Source organism: Thermoleptolyngbya sp. C42_A2020_037 (assembly GCF_015272455.1).
GTDB lineage: Bacteria > Cyanobacteriota > Cyanobacteriia > Elainellales > Elainellaceae > Thermoleptolyngbya.
Map to the genome: position 1 here is coordinate 60,906 of NZ_JACYLP010000005.1, position 24,714 is coordinate 85,619.

The 24,714-nt window shown below is 56.7% G+C and carries 20 protein-coding genes; 9 read left to right on the forward strand and 11 right to left on the reverse strand.

What is annotated here, in order from left to right:
- Nucleotides 1-32: 32 nt before the first annotated feature.
- Nucleotides 33-1,454 (reverse strand): cytosine deaminase, encoded by a 1,422-nt coding sequence (locus tag IGS16_RS01185; protein ID WP_297082601.1) that lies wholly within the window; start codon nt 1,452-1,454, stop codon nt 33-35.
- A gap of 252 nt (nt 1,455-1,706) precedes the next feature.
- On the opposite strand from IGS16_RS01185, the gene IGS16_RS01190 reads away from it, so the two are divergent.
- The gene (locus tag IGS16_RS01190; RefSeq protein WP_068509178.1) at nt 1,707-1,994 is read left to right on the forward strand and encodes a DUF2087 domain-containing protein; all 288 of its coding nucleotides are present in this window, start codon (nt 1,707-1,709) and stop codon (nt 1,992-1,994) included.
- Nucleotides 1,995-2,137: 143 nt separating this feature from the next.
- Here IGS16_RS01190 and IGS16_RS01195 read toward each other — a convergent pair whose 3' ends face one another.
- The 5 genes from IGS16_RS01195 to grxC form a co-directional block, all read right to left on the reverse strand.
- A complete protein-coding gene (locus IGS16_RS01195; RefSeq protein WP_367185695.1) occupies nt 2,138-2,893 on the reverse strand; it encodes an ABC transporter permease in 756 nt (251 codons plus the stop codon).
- Between the two features lie 176 nt (nt 2,894-3,069).
- Nucleotides 3,070-3,879, reverse strand: a complete 810-nt coding sequence (locus IGS16_RS01200; protein ID WP_297082606.1) for an ABC transporter ATP-binding protein — start codon at nt 3,877-3,879, stop codon at nt 3,070-3,072.
- A gap of 126 nt (nt 3,880-4,005) precedes the next feature.
- Nucleotides 4,006-5,100: an ABC transporter substrate-binding protein gene (locus tag IGS16_RS01205; protein ID WP_297082608.1), complete on the reverse strand. Its 1,095-nt coding sequence runs from the start codon at nt 5,098-5,100 to the stop codon at nt 4,006-4,008.
- 254 nt (nt 5,101-5,354) lie between these two features.
- Nucleotides 5,355-6,329, reverse strand: a complete 975-nt coding sequence (gshB, locus tag IGS16_RS01210) for a glutathione synthase (protein WP_297082609.1) — start codon at nt 6,327-6,329, stop codon at nt 5,355-5,357.
- A 142-nt stretch (nt 6,330-6,471) separates the two neighbouring features.
- Nucleotides 6,472-6,735, reverse strand: coding sequence for a glutaredoxin 3 (gene grxC / locus IGS16_RS01215; protein WP_297082611.1), 264 nt, complete (start codon nt 6,733-6,735; stop codon nt 6,472-6,474).
- A gap of 371 nt (nt 6,736-7,106) precedes the next feature.
- Between grxC and IGS16_RS01220 the strand changes: the two genes are divergently transcribed.
- From IGS16_RS01220 to IGS16_RS22250, 7 genes are all read left to right on the forward strand, one after another.
- Nucleotides 7,107-8,336 carry a sulfite exporter TauE/SafE family protein gene (locus tag IGS16_RS01220; protein WP_297082612.1) on the forward strand — a complete coding sequence of 410 codons (1,230 nt, stop codon included), beginning with the start codon at nt 7,107-7,109 and terminating at the stop codon, nt 8,334-8,336.
- Entirely contained in the window at nt 8,308-8,778 is a 471-nt protein-coding gene (locus IGS16_RS01225) for a hypothetical protein (RefSeq protein WP_297082614.1), read from the forward strand. The genes IGS16_RS01220 and IGS16_RS01225 overlap by 29 nt, the downstream gene beginning before the upstream one ends.
- An 83-nt stretch (nt 8,779-8,861) precedes the next feature.
- Nucleotides 8,862-9,728 carry a DUF6671 family protein gene (locus IGS16_RS01230; RefSeq protein WP_297082616.1) on the forward strand — a complete coding sequence of 289 codons (867 nt, stop codon included), beginning with the start codon at nt 8,862-8,864 and terminating at the stop codon, nt 9,726-9,728.
- A 131-nt stretch (nt 9,729-9,859) separates the two neighbouring features.
- Entirely contained in the window at nt 9,860-15,697 is a 5,838-nt protein-coding gene (locus IGS16_RS01235; RefSeq protein WP_297082618.1) for an AAA family ATPase, read from the forward strand.
- Nucleotides 15,698-15,792: 95 nt separating this feature from the next.
- Nucleotides 15,793-17,205, forward strand: a complete 1,413-nt coding sequence (gene mnmE / locus IGS16_RS01240; RefSeq protein WP_297082620.1) for a tRNA uridine-5-carboxymethylaminomethyl(34) synthesis GTPase MnmE — start codon at nt 15,793-15,795, stop codon at nt 17,203-17,205.
- 190 nt (nt 17,206-17,395) lie between these two features.
- Nucleotides 17,396-17,881 (forward strand): winged helix-turn-helix domain-containing protein, encoded by a 486-nt coding sequence (locus IGS16_RS01245; protein WP_297082623.1) that lies wholly within the window; start codon nt 17,396-17,398, stop codon nt 17,879-17,881.
- The gene (locus IGS16_RS22250; protein WP_367185696.1) at nt 17,815-18,357 is read left to right on the forward strand and encodes an IS630 family transposase; all 543 of its coding nucleotides are present in this window, start codon (nt 17,815-17,817) and stop codon (nt 18,355-18,357) included. The genes IGS16_RS01245 and IGS16_RS22250 overlap by 67 nt, the downstream gene beginning before the upstream one ends.
- A gap of 51 nt (nt 18,358-18,408) precedes the next feature.
- On the opposite strand, the gene IGS16_RS01250 is transcribed toward IGS16_RS22250, so the two are convergent.
- The 4 genes from IGS16_RS01250 to IGS16_RS01265 form a co-directional block, all read right to left on the reverse strand.
- Nucleotides 18,409-19,128: an ABC transporter ATP-binding protein gene (locus IGS16_RS01250; RefSeq protein WP_068511525.1), complete on the reverse strand. Its 720-nt coding sequence runs from the start codon at nt 19,126-19,128 to the stop codon at nt 18,409-18,411.
- 80 nt (nt 19,129-19,208) lie between these two features.
- Nucleotides 19,209-20,426, reverse strand: coding sequence for an ABC transporter permease (locus IGS16_RS01255; RefSeq protein ID WP_297082626.1), 1,218 nt, complete (start codon nt 20,424-20,426; stop codon nt 19,209-19,211).
- 9 nt (nt 20,427-20,435) lie between these two features.
- The gene (locus tag IGS16_RS01260) at nt 20,436-21,767 is read right to left on the reverse strand and encodes an efflux RND transporter periplasmic adaptor subunit (RefSeq protein WP_297082628.1); all 1,332 of its coding nucleotides are present in this window, start codon (nt 21,765-21,767) and stop codon (nt 20,436-20,438) included.
- A gap of 119 nt (nt 21,768-21,886) precedes the next feature.
- Nucleotides 21,887-22,369: a MarR family transcriptional regulator gene (locus tag IGS16_RS01265; protein WP_297082630.1), complete on the reverse strand. Its 483-nt coding sequence runs from the start codon at nt 22,367-22,369 to the stop codon at nt 21,887-21,889.
- 875 nt (nt 22,370-23,244) lie between these two features.
- On the opposite strand from IGS16_RS01265, the gene IGS16_RS01270 reads away from it, so the two are divergent.
- Complete coding sequence (locus IGS16_RS01270; RefSeq protein ID WP_297082632.1) at nt 23,245-24,141, forward strand: hypothetical protein; 897 nt, start codon at nt 23,245-23,247, stop codon at nt 24,139-24,141.
- 87 nt (nt 24,142-24,228) lie between these two features.
- On the opposite strand, the gene IGS16_RS01275 is transcribed toward IGS16_RS01270, so the two are convergent.
- Nucleotides 24,229-24,714, reverse strand: a 486-nt coding sequence (locus IGS16_RS01275) for a hypothetical protein (protein WP_297082634.1), incomplete at its 5' end; no start/stop codon positions are given.

A 24,714-nucleotide genomic window follows, 5' to 3' on the forward strand; every position in this document is an offset into this window, starting at 1 on the left:
GTCCGTTCTGCCCTGGGCAACCCGGGTCAGCGCTACTTCAGCAGTAGATCATCTAGCTCTGCGTAGTCGGGCAGGGTCGTGTCGATGGGTTTGCCCTGGCGCAATACCGTGCGATCGCCCTGGGGACGGGCCAGCAGTTCGCTGAAGTAGCGTGCTGTGCAGAGAATCAGATCGGCGGGTAGCCCCGGCGCAATTCGTCCCACGGTGGGCAAACCCATCAGGTCGGCCGGTGTGGTCGTCACCACCCGACTCCAGTCGCCATAGGGCGCATCGAGCTGGGCAATCCGCACGCCCTGGGTGAACACCTCCAGCCCGTCGTGGTCGCCAAAGCCATAGAACGGATCGCGGCAGTTGTCGCTGGCGATCGCCACCGGAATGCCCGCATGTTTCAGTTCGTGCAGCAGCGTAATGCCACGCCAGCGGGGGGTGCGGGTGGGAGCTTGTCGCAGGGCAGGTGGGTGAGCGCCAGGGGGAGACGAAGCCGCCGCCTGCCCCTTCAGGGCTGAGCGCTGATTTCGGTCTTGCAGATACAAATTGCACATAGGCAGGCTGACCACGCCAATGCGGGCAGCTTTCACCAAGTCGATGGTTTTCTGGGCTTCGTCGTCAGACTGCACGGCCAGGCTGCAACAATGGCCGCAGACAATCTGCCCGCGAAAGTCGTGGCGCAGGGCGGCCTCGGCCACGTAGCGCAGGGTAATGTCGTTGGGGTCGCCGCTTTCGTCGGTGTGCAGGTCGATGTCGAGGCCCCGGTCAATGGCGAGGGTAAACAGGCGATCAAGCTGGGCTTCCAAATGGGGGCCCATTTCCGTCACGCCGCCCAGAATGCCGCCCATCTCGGCGACCAGATCGGCTAAGATTTCGCCCTCAGGAGTCTGGTAGTAGTCCAGTGTTACCAGGGAAACGGCTTTTAGCGCCAGGCGATCGCTCCAGTCTTGCTGAAGCGCATTAAACACGCTCCAACTCACGGCCGCTTGGTCGCCAAAGGAGTCGATATGGGTGCGGAGGGCAGTCGTGCCGTGGGCATAGCTGCACTTTAGCCCAAACTCCATGCGGCGATAGACATCCTCTGCGTCCCAATGTTTGCTGGCATCTTCGCGGATTGTCTCCAGCGCTTCCTCGAAGGTTGCAGAATAGTTGGGCGATCGCCCCCAAACGTGCCCCTTGTCCAGATGCGTATGCAGATCGACCAGCCCAGCCCACACCATGCCGCCCTTCAGGTCAACCGTCGGCACGGGTTCTCCTCCTGCCTCACCCGCCGCATCCGCACTGGGGCGAATCCCGCGAATTACGCCATCCAAAATTTCCAGATCCACCCGCGCCAGGTTATCCTGCGCCAGAATGCCCGCCGTCTCAGGCAAGACCAGCGAATCAGGCAGCAGCGGCCGGGGCACATGGGCGTTGCACAGCCAGTAGTGCGGTTCATTCAGGCGGGCGAAATCGAGGTGCGGCATCGTGTAGAAATTATGAAATTGAGGATTGGCTGGCAGTTCGCAAAACTATCGCAACTATCGCAAAACCAGCTTTAGGGCACTTCGATAAATCCGGGATCGGGGCATTTGAACTACTCCAATCGACGAGATATCGTTGCTTAGGCGTGTAGGATTGCTTGGGAGCGCAGGATTGGTATGTTTCGAGGTGCCCTCTAGATCATGCGCCAAAATCGCCAATCCAAAATCCCAAATTAGACGGAGGAGCGGGATGAAATGATCGACTTTACAGAACTCCAGCCCTACCTGGATGATCAGGGCCGGGTGACGCGCTGGCCGTCCAAGCGCAATCGAGCGCGGGTGCAAACGCTGGTACTGTGGTATCTGGCTGAAAAATTCGCTGCGGGCAGAACCTATACTGAACGCGAGGTAAACCAGCTCCTCAATGAACATCACACGTTCTGCGACCCGGCTCTACTCCGCCGCGAACTGTTTGAACATGGCCTGCTCCAGCGGGAACGCAACGGCTCTGCCTACTGGCTGCCCCCGAAAACATCATCCTAGTGCTACGTCACAGCTAGAACTTGGGTTGGCAATAAGCGCTTTAGCGCTGAAGCGCTTACTACGAGCCACTGAAAACATCATCCTAGTGCCGTATCACAGCTAGAACTTGGGTTGATAATAAGCGCTTACTACGAGCCACTGCGCTAATTTTCTCGGCGGACAGCGCTTTCGTGCCAGTGGCGCAGGAGGCGGTCGGAAAGCATCGTTAGCAAGACAAAAATTAGGATGCCCAGGACAGTAGTCAGCAAGAGGGCAGCAAACATGCGGGGAATCTGGAGGTTGAAGCTGGAGATCAGGATTTGGTAGGCCAGCCCAGAGCTAGTGCCGCCTGTGCCCGCGACAAACTCTGCAACAACCGCGCCGATCAGCGCCAGCCCGCCGCTAATTCGCAAGCCGCCCAGGAAATAGGGCAAGGCGCTGGGCAGCCGCAGGTAGCGCAGGGTTTGCCAGCGGGAGGCGCGATAAAGCTGAAACAGGTTGATCAGGTTATGGTCGGCACTGTTGAGTCCTAGAGTCGTGTTGGACAGGATAGGGAAAAAGGCCACCAGCCAGGCGCAGATCACCAGCGATACGAAGGTAGACGCAGTGCCCGGAACCAACTGCCGCACCCAGAGGATGATCAGAGGGGCGATCGCCACAATCGGGGTCGTCTGCAAAATCACCGCGTAGGGAAAGAAGCTGCGCTCGATCCACTTGCTCTGGGTAAACAGCACAGAAACCAGCAGGCCCGACACCACCGCTGCCAGGAAGGCAAACAGCGTGATTTTCATCGTGATCAGCAGCGAGGGGAACAGCGTCCCCCATTCCCGCACCAGCGTTTGCAGCACTAGAATCGGCCCTGGCAGGATGTAGGGCGGTGTGTTGGTCAGGCGCACGCCAATTTCCCACAGCGCCAGCATCAACAGGCCTACGATAATCGGAGCCAGGATATCAGGCGAGAGTAGGCGTTGCAGTTGGGACGGTTGGCCAGACTCCGAGGATGGGGCAGAGGCTTCGGGCTGGCGAGATACGTCAAACAGATTGGCCATCGGAATGCTGCCTTATGAAATCAGGTTGGCGCGAAATCAGGTTAGCGCTATGCAGGCTGGTTCACGACGCTGGCAGAAATACTGTCGCTGGGGTGCAATGCAGCCGTCTGCCCAGCGGCGCGAGACAGGCTGTTGGAAATGTCGCGGCAGTAGTCGTTAAACAATGGCGTGGTGCGAAACTCCTCAGTGCGGGGGTAGGGAGCGGCGATCGCCACGTCGGCCACCACCCGCCCTGGTCGCGCCGCCATCACCACCACACGGTTCGACAGGTACACCGCTTCGTAGATATTGTGGGTTACAAACACCACCGTCCACTGCTTCTGCCCCCACAGGTTCAGCAGGTCGCTGTTGAGCTTGCTGCGGGTCATTTCGTCCAGCGCCCCAAAGGGTTCGTCCATCAGCAAGATTTCCGGCTTTGTCACCAGGGCGCGGGCGATGGAAACGCGCATCCGCATTCCGCCAGAGAGTTCTCGCGGGTAGGCTTTTTCAAATCCTTGCAGGGCCACCAGGGCGATCGCCTCCTGCACCGCCTCCCGCGCCGCGCTTTTCGACAGGCCCGACAGCTTCAGCGGCAGCGCCACGTTATCTTCCACCGTTGCCCAGGGCATGAGCGCCGCATCTTGAAAGACGTAGGCCAGCTTCCGCTGGGAACTGCCGCCCCAGTACAAATTACCCGAACTCATCTTGCCCAGCCCTGCCACCATCCGCAGCACGGTGCTTTTGCCACAGCCCGACGGGCCCAACAGGCTGACAAACTGCCCCTCATGCACCGTCAGGTCGAGGTTTTGCAGCGCCACCGTGCCGTTGGAATAGACCTTACTGACATCGCTAAGCGTAAACGCCGCTGGGGTGTTCATGCGATGGGGTTCCTTAAAACTATTGGAGCGAGACTAGTTGCACAAGCCTAGTTAGGTAGCAGGGCAGCGGAACCAGTTGCGCCAGATCCGCTACACCTGCTGCGCTTCATTTACACCGTACTCGACTTAGACCTTATACGCATCCGGGCCTTTGTTGACAAATTGGAGCGTGTAGGCCTTGGTATAGTCGGTTTCTGGCTTAAACACACCCTCTGCTGCCATCGTGTCAAAGAAGGATTTCCAGCGTTCCTCGGTCATTGCGCCGATGCCTTTCACCTGTGCGTCGCCCGAATCGACAATGCCGTATTCCTTCATCTTCTCGATGCCATAGGCGATTTGCTCATCGGTCATCTCCGGGTTATCTTTCTTGATTAGCTCGTTACCCGGCGATGGATCGCCATAGAGATAGCTGTACCAGCCCTTAATCGAGGCATCCACAAACCGCTGCACCAGGTCGGGGTTGCTTTCGACCAGTTCGCGCTTGCACTCGATGGTTGTGGAGTAGGGTTCATAACCATAGTCTGCAATCAAAAACACAACCGGGTCAAAGCCACCTTCTTTTTTAATGGCCAATGGCTCGGAGCTGAGATAGCCCTGCTGCGCGGTTTGCTTGTCCTGCAAAAATGGGCCGGGGTTGAAGTTGTAGGGGCGCTTCTGGTCGTCGGTAAAGCCAAACTTGGCTCTCAAAAACGGCCAGTAGGTGACGTTTGCTGAGGAGGAGACAAAAATGGGGCGACCCTTCAGGTCTTCGAGGGAGTCGGCCGTGCCAGGATGCGCCATCAGGATTTGTGGATCTTTTTGGAAGATAGCGGCGACGGTGACTTTTGGGATGCCCTCTTCGACGGCCTTGATGGCATCGGCCGCGTAGCCCATGAAAAAGTCGATCGCGCCGCCCATGAGCAACTGCGTGCCGTTGACCTGGGGCCCGCCCATGCTAATGGTCACGTCCAGCCCTGCATCTTTGTATAAGCCCGTGGCAACCGCCTGATAGAAGCCGCCGTGTTCTGCCTGGGCATACCAGTTGGTGCCGTAGGTGATTTTGGTTAGCTCACCGGACGCAGGGCTAGCACCAGCCGCAGGACTGGCCGGCGCTTCGGTCGAGGTTGGTGCTTGAGAGGCGCAGGCAGCGACAAGACCTGTGCCAGCGGCGATCGCCCCATACTGTAAAAACTTGCGTCGTTTCAGGGGCGATCGCCCCGACGGATACCACAACTGACTCATCCAACTCACCTCATTGCTAACAAAATTGAGCAAACGGAAACAGAATAACCCATACAGGCGTACTACAAAATCTGGGTAACTGCTGCATACTCCGAAAAAATGCCCTGTTTCTAAAATATTCAGCCCTTTAGAGCCAGGGGCTTTACAAATCCCAATACTTGACCCTACTAGAACACATCACCCTGGATTGTAGTTTGGGATACGAGAGATAGCGGTGTGGTAATGCAGAAATCACAGACTACTATCAGGACGAGCTAACGTTCTGTGCCCAATTGCCGACTCAGCCAGTCCATGACCTGCTGTCCCAGGCGAACGTCGTTGAGCCGATCGATTTCTCGAATGCCCGTAGGGCTGGTGACGTTGACTTCGGTAAGGTGGCCGCCGATGATGTCGATGCCCACGAAGACTAGCCCGTCGCGGCGCAGAGCCGGGGCAATCTGTTCACAAATTTGGCGATCGCGCTCGGTAATCTCCACCGCTGCTACGCGCCCGCCCACCGCCATATTGCCACGAAACTCTTTGCCCGTCGGGATGCGGTTCACTGCGCCGATGGGTTCGCCGTTTAGCAAGATCACGCGCTTGTCGCCGTCTTTGGCCGCGGGTAGATACTCCTGCACCATGATGGGCACGCGAAACTGCTGCGTGCTGATTTCGATCAGTGAATTCAAGTTGCGATCGCCCGGTTCAGCAAACAAAATCCCCTCGCCCGCCTTGCCGCCCAGGGGCTTCATCACGGCTGCGCCCTGCCGCTCCACAAACTCGCGAATCACCTGCTTGTCCGCGGTGACAATGGTTTCAGGAATCGCTCCCGTAAATTGCAGCGCATACATCTTTTCATTAGCCGCCCGCAGCCCCGCCGGGGAATTGATGACCCGCGTCCTGTCCGGGTTCACATAGTCCAGAACGTAGGTGGCATACAGATAGGGAATATCCACCGGCGGATCAGTCCGCATGAACACCGCATCCAGGCTGTCTAGCGGCAAAAACTGGCGATCGCCCAGTTCAAACCACACCTCCGCCGCCACCCAGCGCCCTTCTACCAGTTCGACCGGAACCAACCGCACAGGCTGAAGCTGAGCATAGGCCCTGCCGCCCACCACCGACAGCCGATTCGCCTCCGTAATCCACACCTCATGCCCCATCTGCTGCGCCGCCTCCATCAGCGCCACGCTGGTATCATGGCCAGGATCGAGGCGGTGGATCGGATCAATGATGAAGGCAAGTTTCATAAATGGAGTCGGGAAATAAAGTCGGGGATTGAGGACGTGAACCGAAGGGCAGAACAGCGCGAGGCAGCGGCAGAGCGCAAGAGAGCGGGGTGGCCGATCGCCCAGACATCAAGCCAGCGCTTTGCCCCTCCGCCTCTCTTGCTCAGACCCCTGCCAGCATCGCGTCTAGCTTACCCTGCCGATCCAGCGCGTGCAGGTCGTCGCAGCCGCCCACATGAACGCCATCAATAAAGATCTGCGGCAGGGAACGGCGACCGTTGGCGCGATCTACCATTTCGGCGCGGGCGGCTTCATCGCCGTCGATGCAATATTCCGTAAAGTCCACGCCCTTCTTATTCAGCAGAGCCTTGGCGCGAATGCAAAACGGACAGGTACTCCAAGTGTAAATTTCAACGTTCGCCGTCATGGGTTGCCTCAAGTTAGCAATATTTCTTCATCTTACCGCTGCAGATCCACAGGAAGATATCTCGCAGCAGCCTCAGCCTCACCACGGTTGCTGGACGGGGAACTGCCCCGGCTAATTTCCCCCCGCCGTCTAGCCGTCTAACTTTGACAGCCCGTCTTTTGACATCCCACGGGACGGCCGTTAGGGTAGAGGAACCTCGAAACGTCAAGGGCGATCGCGCCGTTTGGCCCCTTTCACCTGCCATCAGCCTTATGTCTAGAGTCCTCTCGTCTAGAATCCTCATGTTTGGAGCCATGAAATTCTAGCGCCTTGGGAATTTCTAGCGCTTTGGAATGTATTTCGTTGCAGCATACAGGTTTCGTTGAGCAGGCATGGTGGATCTGCTGCTAGTCATGACCCTGGGGTTTCTGGGGAGTTTTGGACACTGTGTGGGAATGTGCGGCCCGTTGACGGCGGCGTTTTCCCTGGCAAAGGTGCAGGACAAGCCCCCGACCCCCTGGCAGCAGTTTATTTTTCACGTCCTCTTGAATATGGGGCGCATCCTCAGCTATGCGCTGGTGGGGCTGGCAATCGGTGCAGTCGGCTCGGTTGTGCTGGCTGGTGGGCAACTCGCGGGCGTAGGTAGTCTGGTCAGGCGGCTGATGGCGCTGCTGACGGGCGGACTGCTGGTGTGGTTTGGGCTGGTGCAGATTGCGCCGAGCCTGCTGCCCAGGGTGCCGCTGCTGCATCCCCTGATGGCGGGCAGGCTGCACGAGCGGCTCGGTCGCCTGATGCAGCGACTCGGCAAGCGCTCCCATGTGGCTACGCCCCTGCTGCTTGGCGCGGTTTGGGGTCTGTTTCCCTGCGGATTTCTCTACGCAGCCCAGATCAAGGCGGCCGACACGGGCAATCCCTGGCTGGGCAGCGCCACCATGCTAGCCTTTGGGCTGGGGACGCTGCCGACCATGCTGGGCGTGGGCACGTCTGCGGCGTGGCTGAGCGCCGATCAGCGCAGCCAGTTTTATCGACTGGGCGGCTGGGTGACGCTGAGCATTGGTATTGTGACGCTGCTGCGGACAGGCGACACGATGACGGACTTCACCGGCCACGCCAGTTTGCTCTGCCTGATGCTGGCGCTGGTGGCCCGACCCCTCAGCCGTCTGTGGGGTGGGCTGCTAAGGGTGCGGCGGGCGCTGGGCGTGGGGGCGTTTATATTGGCGGCGGCGCACACGCTGCACATGGCGGAACACACCTGGGGCTGGAACTGGCAGGCGATCGCCTTCATGCTGCCACAACACCAAGGGGCGATCGCCGCTGGAGCGGTTGCCCTGCTGGCGATGCTCCCCGCTGCCTTGACGAGCTTCGACCGGGCGCAAAAGTGGCTGGGGGAAACCTGGCGGCCGCTGCACCTGCTTTCGGTTCCTGCCCTGCTGCTGGCAACGATTCACGCGATCGCCATTGGTTCTACCTACCTGGGCGTGTCGGCCACAGGCTGGCACTGGGCAGGGGCGATCGCCCTCAGCGGGGCAACCCTCAGCGTCTTGCTGCTGCGCGGCCGCTGGGTCTGGAAAGGGTTTGGTCAGGAGGAATGGTATGCAGAATCCCGCTCTCGTCGTTCGTAATGCAAGCCTGCTGGCGCTGCTGGGTCTGTCGATGGCGGCAGGCAGGATTGGTCTATCCCCCATCGATCCGGCCAGCGCCCATCAGGTGCAGGTGTCGGGCGAGGTCGGCGGCACGGTGCATATCGAGCCACGAGACAATCCCCGCGCCGGAGTTGCCAGCCAGGTCTGGTTTGCGCTGGCGCGACGCGGCGGCCAGACGATTCCCCTCTCCGCCTGCACCTGCCAGCTTGAGGTTTACGCCCGCCCGCGCCGCCAAGGGGATGCGCCCATTCTGTCGCCCACGCTGCAAGCCGTTTCCGCCGAAGGTCGCCAAGGCATTCCCGGAGCCACCGTCACCTTCCCTCGCGCTGGCGCTTACGAGCTAGTCTTGCGCGGTCGCCCCGTCACGTCGGGGACGTTTACGCCGTTTGAACTGCGGTTTCCGGTGACGGTGGCCCGATAATGGGGCATGGCGGGATCGGTCATGCAAGGGCAGGTAAGGTAAAATAACGCTTCAGTCCTCCCATCCTTCTCTCAGGCTCCCCGATGTCTTCCCACTGGTTTACCGGACGCACGGCTATTTTGGCGACCATGCATCGCAAGGAGGCGGCGATCGCCCCTCTCCTCACGTCCGCCTTCGCGCTAGAAATCGTGGTTCCCGATGGGTTTGACAGCGACCAGTTTGGTACGTTTACCCGCGATATCAAGCGGCCGGCAGATCAGCTAGCGACGGCACGGCTCAAGGCAATGCACGCGCTGGAACATCTGGGGGCAGCGCTGGGAACAGAGTTGGCGATCGCCAGCGAGGGCAGCTTTGGGCCCCATCCGCTGATGCCCTACGTGCCGCTCAATCGAGAACTGGTGCTATTGGTCGATCGGCGGCATGGGCTGGAGATCGCGGGCCACGCCGCTACGCCAGACACCAACTATAGCCATCAGCAGGTAGACAGCCTGGAGGCAGCGCTGAAATTTGCCCAATCGGCAGGGTTTCCCAGTCACGGGCTGGTGGTGATGCCTGCGGCAGAGGGCAGCGACCCCACGGAGATCCATAAGGGCATCACGCAGGAAGACCAGCTCCGAGAAATCGTGACCGCGACCCTCAAGCGCCACGGCCGCGCCCATCTGGAAACCGACATGCGGGCCATGATGAACCCCACGCGGATGAAGGCGATCGCCCTCGCAACGCAAGACCTGATCCGCAAGCTGCAACAGACCTGTCCCCAGTGCCATGCGCCCGGTTTCGATGTGGGCGATCGCCAGCCCGGATTGCCCTGCGCCCTTTGCCACGCGCCCACGAACCTGACGCTAGCCGCCCTCTACCGCTGCGCCCAGTGCGGCTTTACTGAAACCGTGCGCTATCCCGATGGGCAGGACTTTGCCGACCCCGCTCAGTGTGCCTACTGCAACCCCTAGCCTGGGCGAAAAAGGGATCATTCCAGCAGTCCAAAGCAAGAGAATTTGGACGTTTATGGTGCGATCGCCCTCTAAAAGGGAACTTTAGAGATGATGTCATTGCTTCGGGTTCATACTGCTCGTTCAGACCTATGAAAGCTCCAGGAAACGCCCCTTTTCATGCCCCTACGATCAAAGGCTACACCCTCGTCGAACACCTCTATCTGGGTTCTCGAACGGCAGTCTACCGAGCGGTGCAAACAAGCTCGCAGCAGCCCGTGGTGATTAAGGTCTTGCGACGCGAGTATCCAACCTTTAGTGAACTAGTCCAGTTTCGCAATCAGTACACCATTGCCCACAACCTCAACATTCCGGGGGTCGTTCAGCCAGTCAGCCTGGAATCTGTGGGCGGCGGCTATGCGCTGGTGATGGAGGATTGGGGCGGGGTGGCCCTGGGCAAGTATGTGCAGCAGCAGTCGTTGAAGCTGCCGGAAATTCTGGCGATCGCTCTGCAACTGACCGATATTCTCCATGACCTGTGCCAGCATCGCGTGGTGCATAAAGACCTCAAGCCAGCCAACATTCTGATTCATCCTGAAACAAAACAGGTCAAGCTAATTGACTTTAGCGTGGCTTCTCTGTTGCCCAGAGAAACCCAGGAGGTTCAAAGCCCCAACGGGCTAGAGGGAACCCTCGCCTACCTCTCACCGGAGCAAACCGGACGCATGAACCGGGGCATCGATTACCGCAGCGATTTCTATTCCTTGGGCGTGACGCTGTTTGAACTGTTGACAGGACAACTCCCCTTCCAGTCATCTGACCCAATGGAACTGATGCACTGCCACCTGGCCACCCAGCCACCATCCGTATGTGATATCAATCCTGATCTGCCCATTATGCTGGGCGAGATCGTCCGCAAGCTGATGGCGAAGAATGCCGAAGACCGCTATCAAAGCGCCATCGGACTCAAGCACGACCTGATCCGGTGTCAGCAAGAGTGGCAGACGGTGGGCAAACATGCCTGGTTTGAGTTGGGGCAGCGGGATGTGTGCGATCGCTTCCTGATTCCCGAAAAGCTCTACGGCCGCGAGGCGGAGGTGCAAATCCTACTGGAAGCATTTGGACGAGTGGCCAATGGCGCGTCTGAATTGCTGCTGGTGGCGGGCTTTTCTGGCATTGGCAAAACTGCGGTCGTCAATGAGGTGCATAAGCCGATCGTTCGCTGGAACGGCTATTTCATCAAGGGCAAGTATGACCAGTTTCAGCGAAACATTCCCTTCTCCGCGTTTGTGCAGGCGTTTCGCGACCTGATGGGACAACTGCTCAGCGAAACGGATGAGCAACTGGCGCACTGGAAAGACAAAATCCTGGCGACGGTGGGCGAAAACGGGCAGGTGTTGATTGAGGTGATTCCAGAACTGGAGCAGATCATCGGCAAGCAGCCGCCCGCCCCAGAACTCTCCGGCAATGCCGCCCAAAACCGCTTCAATTTGCTGTTTCAGAAGTTTGTCCAGGTATTCGCGACTCCAGCGCATCCCCTGGTGATGTTCCTTGACGACTTGCAGTGGGCAGATTCTGCCTCGCTCAATCTGATACAGGTATTGATGGGGCCACAAGCGGCGGGGCATCTGTTCATTATTGGGGCGTATCGAGATAACGAAGTCTTTGCAACCCATCCGCTGATGCTGGCGCTCAATGACATCCAGAAAGGCGAGGCAGTTGTCAACACCCTGACTCTAGCGCCCCTCAGCCAGGCCGATATTAATCAGCTGATTGCGGATACCCTAAGCTGTGAGGGCGATCGCGCATTGCCGTTGACCGAGTTGGTGTATCAAAAAACCAAAGGCAATCCCTTTTTCACCACGCAGTTCCTCAAGGCGCTACATGAGGAAAAGCTGATCACCTTCGACTGGCAGGCGGGTTACTGGCAGTGTGATGTAGCAAAAGTGCGATCGCTCTCCCTAACCGACGATGTGGTGGAGTTTGTGGCAGGTCAACTGTCAAAGTTGCCGCCCGAAACTCAAACAGTTCTGAAGCTGGCGGCTTGCATTGGGGCGCAGTTTGACATAGCAACCCTAGCCATTGTTTCCGAACAATCCTCCACGGATACGGCGATCGCACTGTGGACAGCCTTACAGGAAGAGTTGATCTTACCGACTAGCCAGGTCTACAAATTCTTCCACGACGCAGCACAGGCTGATCCAGAAAGTTCCGTCAACTCAATCTATCGATTTGTACACGATCGCGTTCAACAGGCCGCTTACTCTCTTATTCCTGAAGAACAGAGAGCCTCGATTCACTACCGTATCGGCTGCCGATTATTGAGTCATCTTTCAACCACCACTCAAGAAGAGCGGATATTTGAAATTGTCGGCCACTTAAATCCCAGCATCGACCTGATTACAAATCCGACTGAGCGGTTTGAACTGGCGCGGCTGAATCTAATGGCGGGGCGCAAAGCTCTTAGTTCCAACGCCTACAGCGCTGCGCTCGCCTATTTGAACCAAGCCATTGAACTCTTGCCAGAAGATGCCTGGACCAAACACTACGCCTTTACCCTGGAACTGCATCACCATCGCCTGGATGCAGCCTACTTGACGACCCGGTTCGAGGATTTGGAAATCTGGAGTGAAATAGTCTTACAGAAGGCGACTTCTTTACTCGATTGCATCAAAGTCTACGAAACCCGCAGCCTGGCTCTGCAAGGGCAAGGGCGCTTCCTCGAAGTCATCGAGATGGGCTTGCAAATTCTGAAATCATTAGGCATTGAATTTCCGGCTCAGCCCACCCCTGCCTATGCGGGTGAGGCCTTTGAGCGCTCTCAAAAGGCCTGGGCAGGACGCACCCCGCTGAGTTTACTGGATCTGCCCCCGATGCAAGATCCTAACCATTTAGCGGCGATGCAAATCTTAACTCGTCTAGTGCCAGCCGCCGCGTTCGCTTCGCCTGCCCTGCTCCCACTGCTGGTGTTTAAGCAGGTGGAACTCTCCGCTCAGCATGGCAATTGCCCAACCTCCATTTTTTCCTACGCGGATTATGGCTTCTTGTTGTGCGGCATCATGGGCAACACGGCGACGGGCTACGAGTTTGGAAAACTCTCTCTAGCCTTGCTGGAAAAACTTCAAGCCACTCCGCTCAAAAGCCGCGCCTGGTTCATCGTCAATGCGTTAATCCGTCATTGGCAAGAGCCTCTGCGGAATTCCATTCCCTTTTTGTTAGAAGGGTATCACAGTGGTTTAGAGACAGGTGATTGGGAATGTGTGTCGTTCAACTTGTTAACGGCTAGCCACTATCAGTATTGGTCTGGGAAAGGACTCCAAGAACTGTCTGAAGACATGCTGATCTATCGGCAAGTGATTGACCAGGTGAAGCAGGAAACGATCTTAAAATCCCATGAAACCTATCTCCAGGCGGTTCTGAACTTATTGGGGCAGGCAGCAGTTCCCTATCGCCTACAAGGCGAAGTTTTTAATGCTGACGAATCTTTACCGCTGCTTCAGGATGCCAAGGATACTGCAAGTCTTTTCCATACTTGCCTCAATCAAACTTTTCTCTGTTATCTCTTCGAGCAAGATGAACTTGCTGCACAACACGCGACGCATCTGGAAGAATATGCCATTGGGGTTTGTAGTTTTTTCCAGGTCGTCATTTGGGTGTTCTACGATGCGCTAATCCAAATTAGACGTTATCCTGATGCCCCTCCTGACCAGCAAGAATGGACTTTAAAGCGTGTTGCTGAGCATCAAGCTAAATTGCAAAACTGGGCAACACAGGCCCCTTTTAACCATCAACATCGCTGGCAACTGGTGGCCGCTGAATATCATCGGGTCTTGAATCAGCGGGCGGATGCGGTCGATCTTTACGACGGGGCGATCGCCACGACCAAGCAAAACGGCTTTGTCCAGGAAGAAGCCCTGGCTAACGAACTGGCTGCCAAATTCTACCTGGATTGGGGCAAGGAGCGAATTGCCCAAGACTATTTGATAGAAGCCTACTATGGCTATGCCCACTGGGGAGCCAAAGCCAAAGTGGCGGATCTAGAACACCGCTACCCGCAACTGCTGGCTCCCATTCTGCAACAGACTCGCACGCCGCTCTCGGTCAATGAAACCGTCTTTGCGGCTGGAACGGTTGCCTCCAGCAGTTCTTCGTCCAGTGTTTCCGATGCCCTGGATTTGGTAGCAGTTCTCAAGGCTTCTCAAACCCTTTCTAGCGAAATTGAACTCGACAAACTGCTCTCGACATTGCTGCACACGGTCATGCAAACTGCGGGAGCCGATAAGTGTGTGCTGATGTTGCAGGAAGACGACGGGCTAACCGTCCGGGCGATCGCCACCCTCACGACTGCCAGCCAGATAGAGGCGCAGGTGCAGACCCGCCCTGTGCCTGTGGAGAATAGCCAGGATGCGCCAATTAGCTTAATCAACAGCGTCAAACGCAGCCTGCAACCTGCGGTCATTACGAATGCCACAGCGCATCCGCAATTTGCCACTGATGTTTATATCCAATCCCACCAGGTTCAGAGCGTTTTGTGCAGCCCGATTTTATACCAGGGTAAACTGCTGGGGCTAGTGTATCTAGAAAATAACCTAACTGCTGGAACCTTTGCGGGCGATCGGGTCGAGCTAATTAACTTGCTCTGCGGTCAGGCCGCGATCTCGCTGGAAAATGCCCGGTTGTATGAGCGATCGCAGCGATATGCCGAGCAGCTAGAGCAATCTGTGAATGAATTAACCGCAGTCCAGGCGCGTTTTCACAATTTAGTAGACAACGTTCCTGGTGTGGTTTACCAATTTCGTATGACTGCCGATGGTTCCCTGTCACTGCCATATGTGAGTGCAGATTGTTATGACTTGTACGGAGTGACTGCTGAAGAGGCGATCGCCAATGTGCAGCTTCTCCTCGATCGAATCCATCCAGAGGATGCCGCAGATCATCAGCAGTCCATTGCCGATTCAATTCAAACGCTGACCCCCTGGCGATGGGAAGGTCGAATTGTCACAACCGCTGGAATTGTTAAGTGGATTCATGGGGAGGCTCGACTGGAAAAATGTGGCGATGGCACTCTAATTTGGGACGGATTGCTGCTGGATATTAGTGAGCGTAAACGAGCAGAATTAGAACTGAAAAATGCTCAACTCCAGATCGTGCAAAGCGAAAAGATGTCAGCCCTAGGGAATTTAGTGGCAGGGGTAGCACACGAAATTAATAATCCAGTTGGCTTTATTGCGGGTAATCTAAGGCCTGCTTTAGATTATGTTAATGACCTGTTTGGGCTGATTGAGCGATATCAACAGGAATATCCCAATCCCACGGCTGCAATTCAGGAAGAGATTGAAACGATTGACCTGGAATACATTCAAGAAGACCTGCCGAAGCTAATTGGCTCAATGCAGTTGGGAATTGATCGCATCCGCAGCATTAGCAATAGCTTAAGAACCTTCTCTAGAGCCGATAAAGATTACAAAGTACCGTTTGATATTCATGAGGGACTTGATAGCACCATTCTGATTCTGAAGCATCGACTGAAAGCAAATGACGAGCGTCCAGCTATTCAAGTGGTGACCAATTATAGCAATCTTCCGGATGTTGAATGTTTCCCAGGGCAGATCAATCAGGTGTTTATGAACCTCTTGGCCAATGCCATTGATGCGCTGGATGAAGCCGCGCAACAGAGGACTTTTGCTGAGTTGGAATCCTTGCCGCAGACCATCACCATCCAAACCGCATTAACGCAATCCAATGCAATCGAAATTCGGATTCGAGACAATGGGAACGGCATTCCTGCGACGATCAGAGGCAAGATTTTTGATCATTTGTTTACGACCAAGGGAGTCGGGAAAGGAACGGGGCTAGGGTTGGCGATCGCCCGTCAAATTGTTGTCGAAAAGCATGGCGGCAGCCTGGACGTTCAATCTGAGGTGGGCTGGGGGACGGAGTTTTGCATCCGGTTGCCGATGGAGGTCAAGCTGCCGATAGGAGTCGAGTAGCGCATCACAGCGGTTCATCGCAGGTTAATCCACCCATTTGCGCGTTTGGGGGCGAGTGCCAGTAGATTGAAAAGAGCGTCCCTCGATTTCACGTCATGACGGCTCCTGCTCTGAAACAAGACACGATCGCGGCGATCGCCACAGCAATTGTTCCCGCTCAAGGCAGCGTGGGCATTGTACGCTTGTCGGGAGCCGAGGCAGTGGCGATCGCCCGTACCCTATTCCACGCGCCAGGACAGCAGGCGTGGGACAGCCACCGCATCCTCTACGGCTATGTGCGCCAACCCCAGACCCAGACGGTGATTGACGAAGCGCTGCTGTTGCTGATGCTGGCTCCGCGCTCCTACACCCGCGAAGACGTGGTGGAGTTTCACTGTCACGGCGGCATGATGGCGGTGCAGCAGGTGTTGCAGGCTTGCCTGGACTGTGGGGCGCGGCTGGCAGAGCCGGGAGAGTTCACGCTGCGGGCCTTTCTCAACGGGCGCATTGATCTAACGCAAGCCGAGAGCATTGCCGATCTGGTGGGAGCGCGATCGCCCCAAGCGGCCCAGTCCGCCCTCGCCGGCCTGCAAGGAAAGCTCGCCCAGCCCATCCGCCAGCTTCGGGCGACCTGCCTCGACATTCTGGCCGAAGTAGAAGCCCGCATCGACTTTGAAGACGACCTGCCACCGCTGGATGAAGCCCTAATTAAAACCCAACTGGCGCAAGTTCTCGCCCAAGTGACGGCGCTCCTCGACACGGCAGACCGGGGCGAACTATTGCGGAGCGGGCTAAAAGTGGCGATTGTCGGTCGCCCAAATGTCGGCAAATCTAGCCTGCTGAATGCCTGGAGCCGGAGCGATCGCGCCATTGTGACGGAACTTCCGGGGACGACGCGCGATGTGGTCGAGTCGCAGTTGGTCGTCGGCGGCATCCCCATCCAGGTGCTCGACACCGCTGGCATCCGCGAGGCCGAAGATATGGTTGAGCAAATTGGGGTAGCGCGATCGCGCCAGGCCGCCCAAGCCGCCGATCTGGTGTTGCTGACCATCGACGCTGCCCAGGGCTGGACGGCCGCAGACCAGGAAATCTATGAGCAGGTCAAGGGGCGATCGCTGATTTTGGTGGTAAACAAGGTTGATCTGGTGGCTGGGAATGGCGGAGTGGCGACGTTTTGGAGCGATCGCGCTTTTCCGCCGCCCCCGCCCGCTCTGCCCACGGTTTACACCGCTGCCGCCCAAAATCACGGCATCGACGCACTGGAGCAAGCGATTCTGACCATTGCTCAGACCGGCAAGCTCACGGCCGCGAACCTTGACCTGGCGATCAACCAGCGCCAGTCTGCCGCGCTCACCCGTGCCAAAACTGCGCTCCAGCATATGCAAGACACCATTGCTCAGCAACTCCCGCTGGACTTTTGGAGCATCGATCTGCGGAGCGCCATCCAATCTCTGGGTGAAATCACGGGCGAAGACGTGACCGAATCCGTTCTCGATCGCATCTTTAGCCGCTTTTGCATTGGTAAGTGAGATTGATTTTGGATTTTGGATTTGCGGTTTTGGATTTGTCAGTCATACCAAATCCGACTTGTATACCCCCGAAATAGTGTAGGGTTGAGGAATGCCTAGACCTCTCCATCTCGAACCTCATTTTTCAGCTGACGAGCTTAAATCACGCTATCTCGCTAGCGGTGACCCTGTTGAGTCTCGACGTTGGCATTTGCTATGGCTAGTTCACACGCAAAAGACCCTGACGGATGCGGCTAAAGTCGTTGGGCTGAACTACGACTACGCCCGAGGTGTGGTGAAAGATTACAACCGTGATGGCGCGGCTGGCCTGCGCAATCGACGCAAGGCCCAACGACCGCACCAGTCTCTTAGTCTGCTCAACCCCAAGCAGATCGAGGACTTAGAGGCTCGCTTGCAATCCCCACCCGACGATGATGGGGGCTGGAGTGGGCCCAAGGTGGCGCGCGTCATTGCTGAGGTAACTGGGGTGCCTAAGGTCTGGCCCCAGCGGGGATGGGATCATCTCAAGCGCTTGGAGCAATCCCGGCAAGTGCCTCGTCCTCGGCATCGCAAAGGTGACCCTGAGGCCCAAGAGGCCTTTGAAAAAAACTCCCGGAGCGTAAAGCTGAACTGGAGCAGCAGTATCCTGAAGCTCTCGTCGAAGCGTGGTCGTTTGATGAGCATCGCCTCGGCTTAAAACCGATTATTCGCAAGGTATGGGCTAAGGTCGGACAGCGACCGTTAGCCCTGGTTGACCCACGCTATGAGTGGACGTACCTCTACGGGTTTGTTCATCCCACGACCGGTGATACCGAATGGCTCATTCTGCCTCGGGTGAATGGCGATTGGTTTAATCAAGCCCTAGCCGCCTTTGCGCAGCAAGTCGGGGCTGGTCCTCATAAGCAGATCCTGTTGGTAATAGATGGGGCCGGATGGCACACCTGCAAAGACCTCGTGATACCTGACGGCATCCATCTAGAGGTATTGCCGCCTTACTCTCCCGAGTTGCAGCCAGCAGAACGGCTTTGGCGACTCGCTGATGAACCCTTGGTCAACCGCTGCTTTGATGCCCTCAGCGATCTCGAAGATGTCCTCGAGTCCCGCTGCCGCACCTTGCTGTCGATGCAAGCCGAGATTAAAGCTTTGACCAATTATCACTGGTGGCCCGCATGACAGGCCTAATCGTTTCGGGGGTATGCCATCCGGATTTAGTATGAGAACCGCTTAGACAGGCGCAACGGACACCTGAGCGATGTCTGACGGAGCCATGTTGGCATGGATGACCTGCCCGTCGCGGAACCAGACCACACGGCGAGTGAGTCGAGCCACCTCTGGTTCATGCGTCACCATGACCACTGTGATGCCGCTGGCATTTAGCTCCTGAAAGATATTCATCACTTCTTGAGTGGTGTGTGAGTCGAGGGCGCCCGTCGGCTCGTCGGCTAGCAGCAAGACAGGACGGTTTACAATAGCGCGGGCGATCGCCACCCGTTGTTGCTGTCCTCCCGAAAGCTGATTGGGGCGGTTGTTCATGCGGTTTTCCAGACCCACACGGGTCAGCGCTTCGGCGGCCCGCTCCTGGCGCTCGCGTACAGGCACACCTGCATAGACCATTGGCAGCATCACATTCTCGATGGCAGTGAGTTGCGGCAGCAGGTGGAATTGTTGAAACACAAAGCCAATCTTGCGATTGCGGACGTGGGCCAGTTCCGTATCATCCAAACCCGCCACATCGGTTCCGTCTAGGTAGTAGCTGCCAGACGTAGGGCGATCGAGGCAGCCGATCACGTTCATCGCCGTGGACTTGCCAGAACCAGAGGGCCCCATGATCGAGCAATATTCCCCCGCTTCGACCGTCAGGTTCACGTCCGACAGGGCGCGGACTTCCGTATTGCCAGAACCGTAGACTTTGGAGATGTGTTCGAGGCGGATGATGGGCTGCATAGGAAAAGGGGATTTTAAGAGGGTAAGGGGTTGGCGCAGTGGAGCCGGAACCCTACCACGCCAACACGAGTTAGGCACAGTTAGGCACTGCGGAGGGCAACAATGGGGTCAAGCTTGGCGGCCTGGCGGGCAGGAACCACGCCGAAGAAGAGGCCAATGCCACCCGATACACCCACCGCTAGAAGAATGGCGGTGGGAGAAACGCCTGCCTTGAGCGGGGTTAGCGCACCGGCTAGGGACACGCCGCCGATGCCGATCAGGGTTCCCGCTACGCCGCCCAGCACGGCCAGGATGGTTGCCTCGATCATAAACTGCACCAGAATGTCTTGTTGGGATGCGCCGATTGCCTTTCTGAGGCCGATTTCCTGGGTGCGCTCGCGGACAGAGACGAGCATGATGTTCATGATGCCGATGCCGCCGACGAGGAGCGAAATTCCGGCGATCGCCGCCAGCATGATGGTCAGCGCCCCGGTCACATTGCCCACAATCTCCAGCGCGTCTTTCTGGCTACGAACCGTGAAGTCATCTTCAGATACGATTCTGTGGCGCAGCCGAAGCAGGTTCGTCACCTGAAACTGGGCCGCACCAATGGACTGCTCATCCCGCGACATGATGGAAATAAAGGTGACTTCTGTGCCATAGGGCGACGAGTTGCCCGTAATCTGCGACGACATGGTGGTGATGGGGATATAGGCCACGTCATCCTGGTTATTACCCAGAAATGCGCCCTTTGCCTCCATCACGCCCACAACCTGAAAGGTGAGATTTTTAATGCGAATCGTTTGCCCCAACGGGTCGGAATCGCCAAACAGGCTGCGGGCCAGGTCAGCCCCCAGCGCCACCGAGCGGTTTCCCCGCTGCACGTCCATATCCGTGAGGAAGCGACCCCGCGCTACCGGGAAGCTCCGCACGGTGCTGAATTCAGGAGTCGTGCCCACGATTAGGGCGCTGGTGCTGCGGTTGCCTTGGGTGACGGTCTGCTGGGTTTGTAGTTGGGGGGCAACGCCGATGACCGTGGGAACCTGGGAGGCGATCGCCTCTGCATCTTCCAGCGTCAGGGTGCGCGGCGTTTCTAGGGTGCGCTGACGAGACGAGTCACTGCCGGGAATCACAAACAGCACGTTCGGCCCCAGCGACTCAAACTGTTCAGATGCATAGCGCTGCGCCCCCTGGCCCACGCCCACCATCGTAATCACCGAGGCATTCCCAATGATGATGCCCAGCATGGTCAGCGCACTGCGGAGCTTATTGGCTTTGAGGGTTTTCACCGCCATTGCGGTGCTTTCGAGTAAGTCCATAGATCCTCCTTATTGCGGCTGCATCCACTCGCGGGCATACTGCGGGGGCAAATCGATAAAGACGCGATCGCCCGGTTCGATGCCGTCTAAAATCTGGGTCTGGTTGCCGACGGCAGTGCCCAGCGTGACGGGGCGAAATTCGGGTCGATTTCGCTCACCGGGAACCAGCACCCCGTTCTGCCCATCCTTCGTGACGATTGCCACCGTCGGAACCACGACCGCGCTATCGAGGCGATCGCCCAAAAAGTCCAGATCTACGTTCATGCCCGACAGCAACCTGTCTTGCCCCGTCAGCAGGCGAATCCGCACCTGAAAGGAGGTGACGTTTTGCCGCACCACCGCCTCCGGAGCCACCAGCCGCACTTCACCCGTGAACACCTGATTAGGCAGGGCATCGGCACGAATTTCTACCGTTTGGCCGGGGCGAATTTGCCCGATGTCTACCTCTGGCACATCTGCTAGGATTTCTAGCCCGCTGGCGATCGCCACAATCGCCGTCGAAGTAGCGGAAGTTGCGTCCGAAGCCGAAGTCGTCGGCGTGACGAACGCCCCCTCCGTCGCATATTTCTGAGTCACAATGCCGTCAAAGGGGGCCCGCAGCACCGTATCCTCCTGCTGCACTTCCACACTGCGGAGATTGCCCAAGGCGCTGGCCAACTGGGCTTCTGCTTGGGCAACGTCTTCGGCGCGGCTGCCGTTGCGAGACAGATTCAGGCTCTGCTCCGCGGCCCGCAGGCTGGCCTGGGTTTGCTCCAGGTTGGCGCGGGCGCTGTTGGCTTCACGCACCACTTCATCCAGTGCATCGCGGGAAATTGCGCCCTGGCTGGCCAGCGATCGGTTCCGCTCTAGCCGCTGATTCGCCAGCTGTACGCGGGTTTCGGCATCGCGCACCTGGGCCCGGGCCCGCTCCACTTCGGCCTGGCGCTGGGCAATTTCTTCGGGACGATTGCCCGATCGCACTTCTGCCAGTCGGGCCTGCGCTTCGGCAACCTGGGCCCGCGCCTGCATCATTCGCGCCGCCACGTCTTCACTTTCCATGCGGGCGATGATCTGTCCTTCCCGGACGCGATCGCCCTGTTCCACCAGCAGTTCTCGCAAAATACCCGTCGCCTTGGGGCTGATATTCACCGTTTGCACCGGCTGCACCCTGCCGTTGGCGGTAATTCGCACCGTCAGGGCTTGCGATTCCACGGGCACCGTCAGCGTCGCCACATCAGGAATCGTCGCACTCTGTCGCGCCACCAGCGCCGCCGTCGTACCCGTGCCAATCAAACTCGCCGCTACCAATCCCCACAGCCAGGGATTGCTGGGCTGAACTTTGCCGATCATAGGGAGTCGCATGGTCATTTTAGGGATTGGGGGTGTTGGAATTGGGAGGATTGAGAGATTCGCAGGGGGATGAGAAACAGAGTTAAAAGGGGGTTAGCAGTCCTCTCATTTTGGTCATCTGCACACCTTCATCACTCCACTGCCATCTCTCGGCGATGCTCAATCCAGCGCTGATGCACACGGGGCAGCTCTTGCTCCCAAAAGGCGTGGTAGTCGTGCATTTCGCGGAGGCGCTGCTGGGATTCGGGCGGCTGGGTTTTGAGCAGGTCGAGGCCGCGTTCGGAGAGCTTGCGGAAGGCGGCGATGCGGGCAAGCTGCTGTTCGTGAAGCTGTGACCAGGCGTGGGGCTTGATCTGAAAGAAATCGCGGCGATCGCCCGGCAGCGGCAGTCGCTCGATCAGCCCAAGCTGGATCAGCAGGCGCGTCATCGAGCTAATGGACCCCTTGCTGGCTTGCAGCACCTCCGCCAGTTCGCCACTGGACTGGTGCGGCGGTTGAGAAATCAGCAGCCAGCCAAAGATGCGCCCAGCCATGCGGGGCAGCCCAATCAGTTCAAACATCAGCCCCACTTCTTCGACAAAATGCGTATGCTCGAACGGCTGCTCTCGGTTCAACGGAGTTCACCCCAAGCTAGATCTTCTAGATCTTAACGATACTTAACAGGAATCAGCTTTCGTTCAAAAAGTTCAGTAATTACTGAACTTTTTGAATACACGTCAAACTTTTACTTCTAGGGTCAGGCTAACATGAAGCGACCTCGAGTAGCCTCACCCATCTGGTCTAACTTTGCCGGATGATTCATCAAATCATTAGACCGACTCACCGTGACCCTACAGTGCTGGGCTACTTTGGTGCAGAGATCATCCAACAAGGTTAATCCCCTTAACTAGGGGCTTGAACCGTCTGCATCTGCGCTTCATTCAATTCCCTCGGTTGTCTAGAACTGGTCTTCGAGACAATCTCACCTATTCCCCGATACTGCTTCAGTCGTTTCACGGTAAAACTCGGAGTCACCCAAAATCGCTGGGCTAATTGGCGATGCGAAATCCGTTCGTTCTCACAAGTCTCAGTGGTCTTCTGTTGCAAATCGATGCTGTAAGCCTTCATCGAGTCCTCGCCCTTTTCTCACTCACTATCCGCACCACGTCTTTGCGAAACCCGCTATAGTCCGGAAGCTCTTTTTGTTCATTGTAAATCTGGTTGTGCCGTCCCTTTTGGGTGCTTCCTCCAATAGAATATTGGACTTCAGCTTTGCTCTTATTCTGTTGTTGGGATTAGCTTCTGTCCTTTCTATAAGTACTCTAAGGGTTAGCACGCTGCCAAGGGTGCAGCATTCTGTCGAGCTTTAAACTAACCGAAAAACTTTTTTCCGATTGAAGCGGAAATGGACTTGCAGGTTCCTGGAAAAGATTTTTTCTGCTGCTTTCCAATGGCTAGGTGAGGGGATTTTGAGGCATGGGTGAGATTCCCTTGCTTCAGTTCTGCTCGGATGAACGTGTCGCAAGCATTGAGGAAAAAAGAGATGTTTAGACTTTTAACCAGTAAAGCTTCAAAGGCAAAGTCAGAGATGAAGTTTTACTTTGCTAAAAATGTTCGTGCATCTCAGCCGTCAGCCATAAGTCTAGAGGATCAAGAAATCGTTAATTTACTCAGAACAGAAGGAGTGGCAATTACCAATCTTGAAGCATTAAGCCCTGGCTTTTGTGCGAAAATCTTGAAAGCAGCTGACGCAAAGTTGACGGAACTCAAAAGCACACATCCATTTAGTAAGGCTGACTATTACCAGCCGCCACTAATTCAGACGATTCGCTATCCATCCCCGTTCTTAGATGCTCATCTAGAGCAGAGAATACTCCAGATTATTGAAAGCTATTTGGGGCTTCCTACTGCATTAGAGGAGGTACAGATTCGTTGGGATTTTTCTAATAACTCACAAGCACAAACGCTGCTGTGGCATCGAGATGGAAACTGTCGAAAGATTATTAAAGTTTTCATTTATCCGAGAGATATTTTAGAATCACAGGGACCATTCGAATATATTCCCAAGCAGTCTTTGCGATCCAAGCGGTTAAGATTGCGAATTTATTGGCGAGTCTGGCAAACAAAGTTTCGAGGACTTGATAATGAAAGCATGAGGCAACTTGTTCCTGAGTCGCATTGGAAACTGTGCCCAGTGTCCGCTGGAACGGTAATCATTGCAGCCGTGCAAGAGATTTATCATCATGGCACAACCCGAAAATGCGATCGCCCCGCGCTTTTCTACGTCTACACTGCAAGTCCCCCTAGAAGTCTTGACTTGTTTCGAGATTATTTGACCCGATTAAAACAAGTTATCTTTCCACCACCTGGATGCCTCTCAAAAGCTGTTGACGTTATCGACATCTAGGGTTGACGTTCTCGTCATGCGCGTTGTGTGACCGTGCCCGCGGGTGGCAGTGGAACAATCAGCAGGGGCAGTTAGGAGCAGTAGCCATTAATCCGTCCTGCGCCAAACCAGGACATAGCCGTCGGCGCTGCCGCTTGCGAGGATGGATTGCGTTTCCAGGAAATCGACAGCAGTTACAGTGGCTTCGTGCTCGTCCAGCACAGCGAGGAGTTGCCTGGTTTCCACATTCCACAGGCGAACCGTGCGATCGCCGCTGCCGCTTACCACCGTGTTTCGACTGTGCCCAGACGAGAGGCTGGTAATGGCTGCCTTGTGCCCTGCGAAAGTGGCTGAGAGGCGATCGCCCACCCGGTCCCAGATTCGCAGGGTGCGATCCTGACAGCCCAAAATTAACCGAGAATCATCTGCCGTGAAGGTCATCGCTGAAATGCCACCACAGGGCCAATCCAGCGTCCGCATCGGGCGGTTCAAGCTCAGGTTCCAAAGCACCAGAGAACGGTTGCCGCTGGCGATCGCCAAGGGGTGCATGTCACCTTCTTGAGAGGAAATTAGAGCAGGTTGTTGAGGTAAGCA

What these genes read in the sequence shown, in the direction of transcription:
- IGS16_RS01185 (WP_297082601.1), bottom strand. Translation starts at nt 1,454, where the DNA reads ATGCCGCACCTCGATTTCGCCCGCCTGAATGAACCGCACTACTGGCTG.
- IGS16_RS01190 (WP_068509178.1), top strand. Translation starts at nt 1,707, where the DNA reads ATGATCGACTTTACAGAACTCCAGCCCTACCTGGATGATCAGGGCCGG.
- IGS16_RS01195 (WP_367185695.1), bottom strand. Translation starts at nt 2,893, where the DNA reads ATGCTGGCGCTGTGGGAAATTGGCGTGCGCCTGACCAACACACCGCCC.
- IGS16_RS01200 (WP_297082606.1), bottom strand. Translation starts at nt 3,879, where the DNA reads ATGAACACCCCAGCGGCGTTTACGCTTAGCGATGTCAGTAAGGTCTAT.
- IGS16_RS01205 (WP_297082608.1), bottom strand. Translation starts at nt 5,100, where the DNA reads ATGAGTCAGTTGTGGTATCCGTCGGGGCGATCGCCCCTGAAACGACGC.
- gshB (WP_297082609.1), bottom strand. Translation starts at nt 6,329, where the DNA reads ATGAAACTTGCCTTCATCATTGATCCGATCCACCGCCTCGATCCTGGC.
- grxC (WP_297082611.1), bottom strand. Translation starts at nt 6,735, where the DNA reads ATGACGGCGAACGTTGAAATTTACACTTGGAGTACCTGTCCGTTTTGC.
- IGS16_RS01220 (WP_297082612.1), top strand. Translation starts at nt 7,107, where the DNA reads ATGGTGGATCTGCTGCTAGTCATGACCCTGGGGTTTCTGGGGAGTTTT.
- IGS16_RS01225 (WP_297082614.1), top strand. Translation starts at nt 8,308, where the DNA reads ATGCAGAATCCCGCTCTCGTCGTTCGTAATGCAAGCCTGCTGGCGCTG.
- IGS16_RS01230 (WP_297082616.1), top strand. Translation starts at nt 8,862, where the DNA reads ATGTCTTCCCACTGGTTTACCGGACGCACGGCTATTTTGGCGACCATG.
- IGS16_RS01235 (WP_297082618.1), top strand. Translation starts at nt 9,860, where the DNA reads ATGAAAGCTCCAGGAAACGCCCCTTTTCATGCCCCTACGATCAAAGGC.
- mnmE (WP_297082620.1), top strand. Translation starts at nt 15,793, where the DNA reads ATGACGGCTCCTGCTCTGAAACAAGACACGATCGCGGCGATCGCCACA.
- IGS16_RS01250 (WP_068511525.1), bottom strand. Translation starts at nt 19,128, where the DNA reads ATGCAGCCCATCATCCGCCTCGAACACATCTCCAAAGTCTACGGTTCT.
- IGS16_RS01255 (WP_297082626.1), bottom strand. Translation starts at nt 20,426, where the DNA reads ATGGACTTACTCGAAAGCACCGCAATGGCGGTGAAAACCCTCAAAGCC.
- IGS16_RS01260 (WP_297082628.1), bottom strand. Translation starts at nt 21,767, where the DNA reads ATGCGACTCCCTATGATCGGCAAAGTTCAGCCCAGCAATCCCTGGCTG.
- IGS16_RS01270 (WP_297082632.1), top strand. Translation starts at nt 23,245, where the DNA reads ATGAACGTGTCGCAAGCATTGAGGAAAAAAGAGATGTTTAGACTTTTA.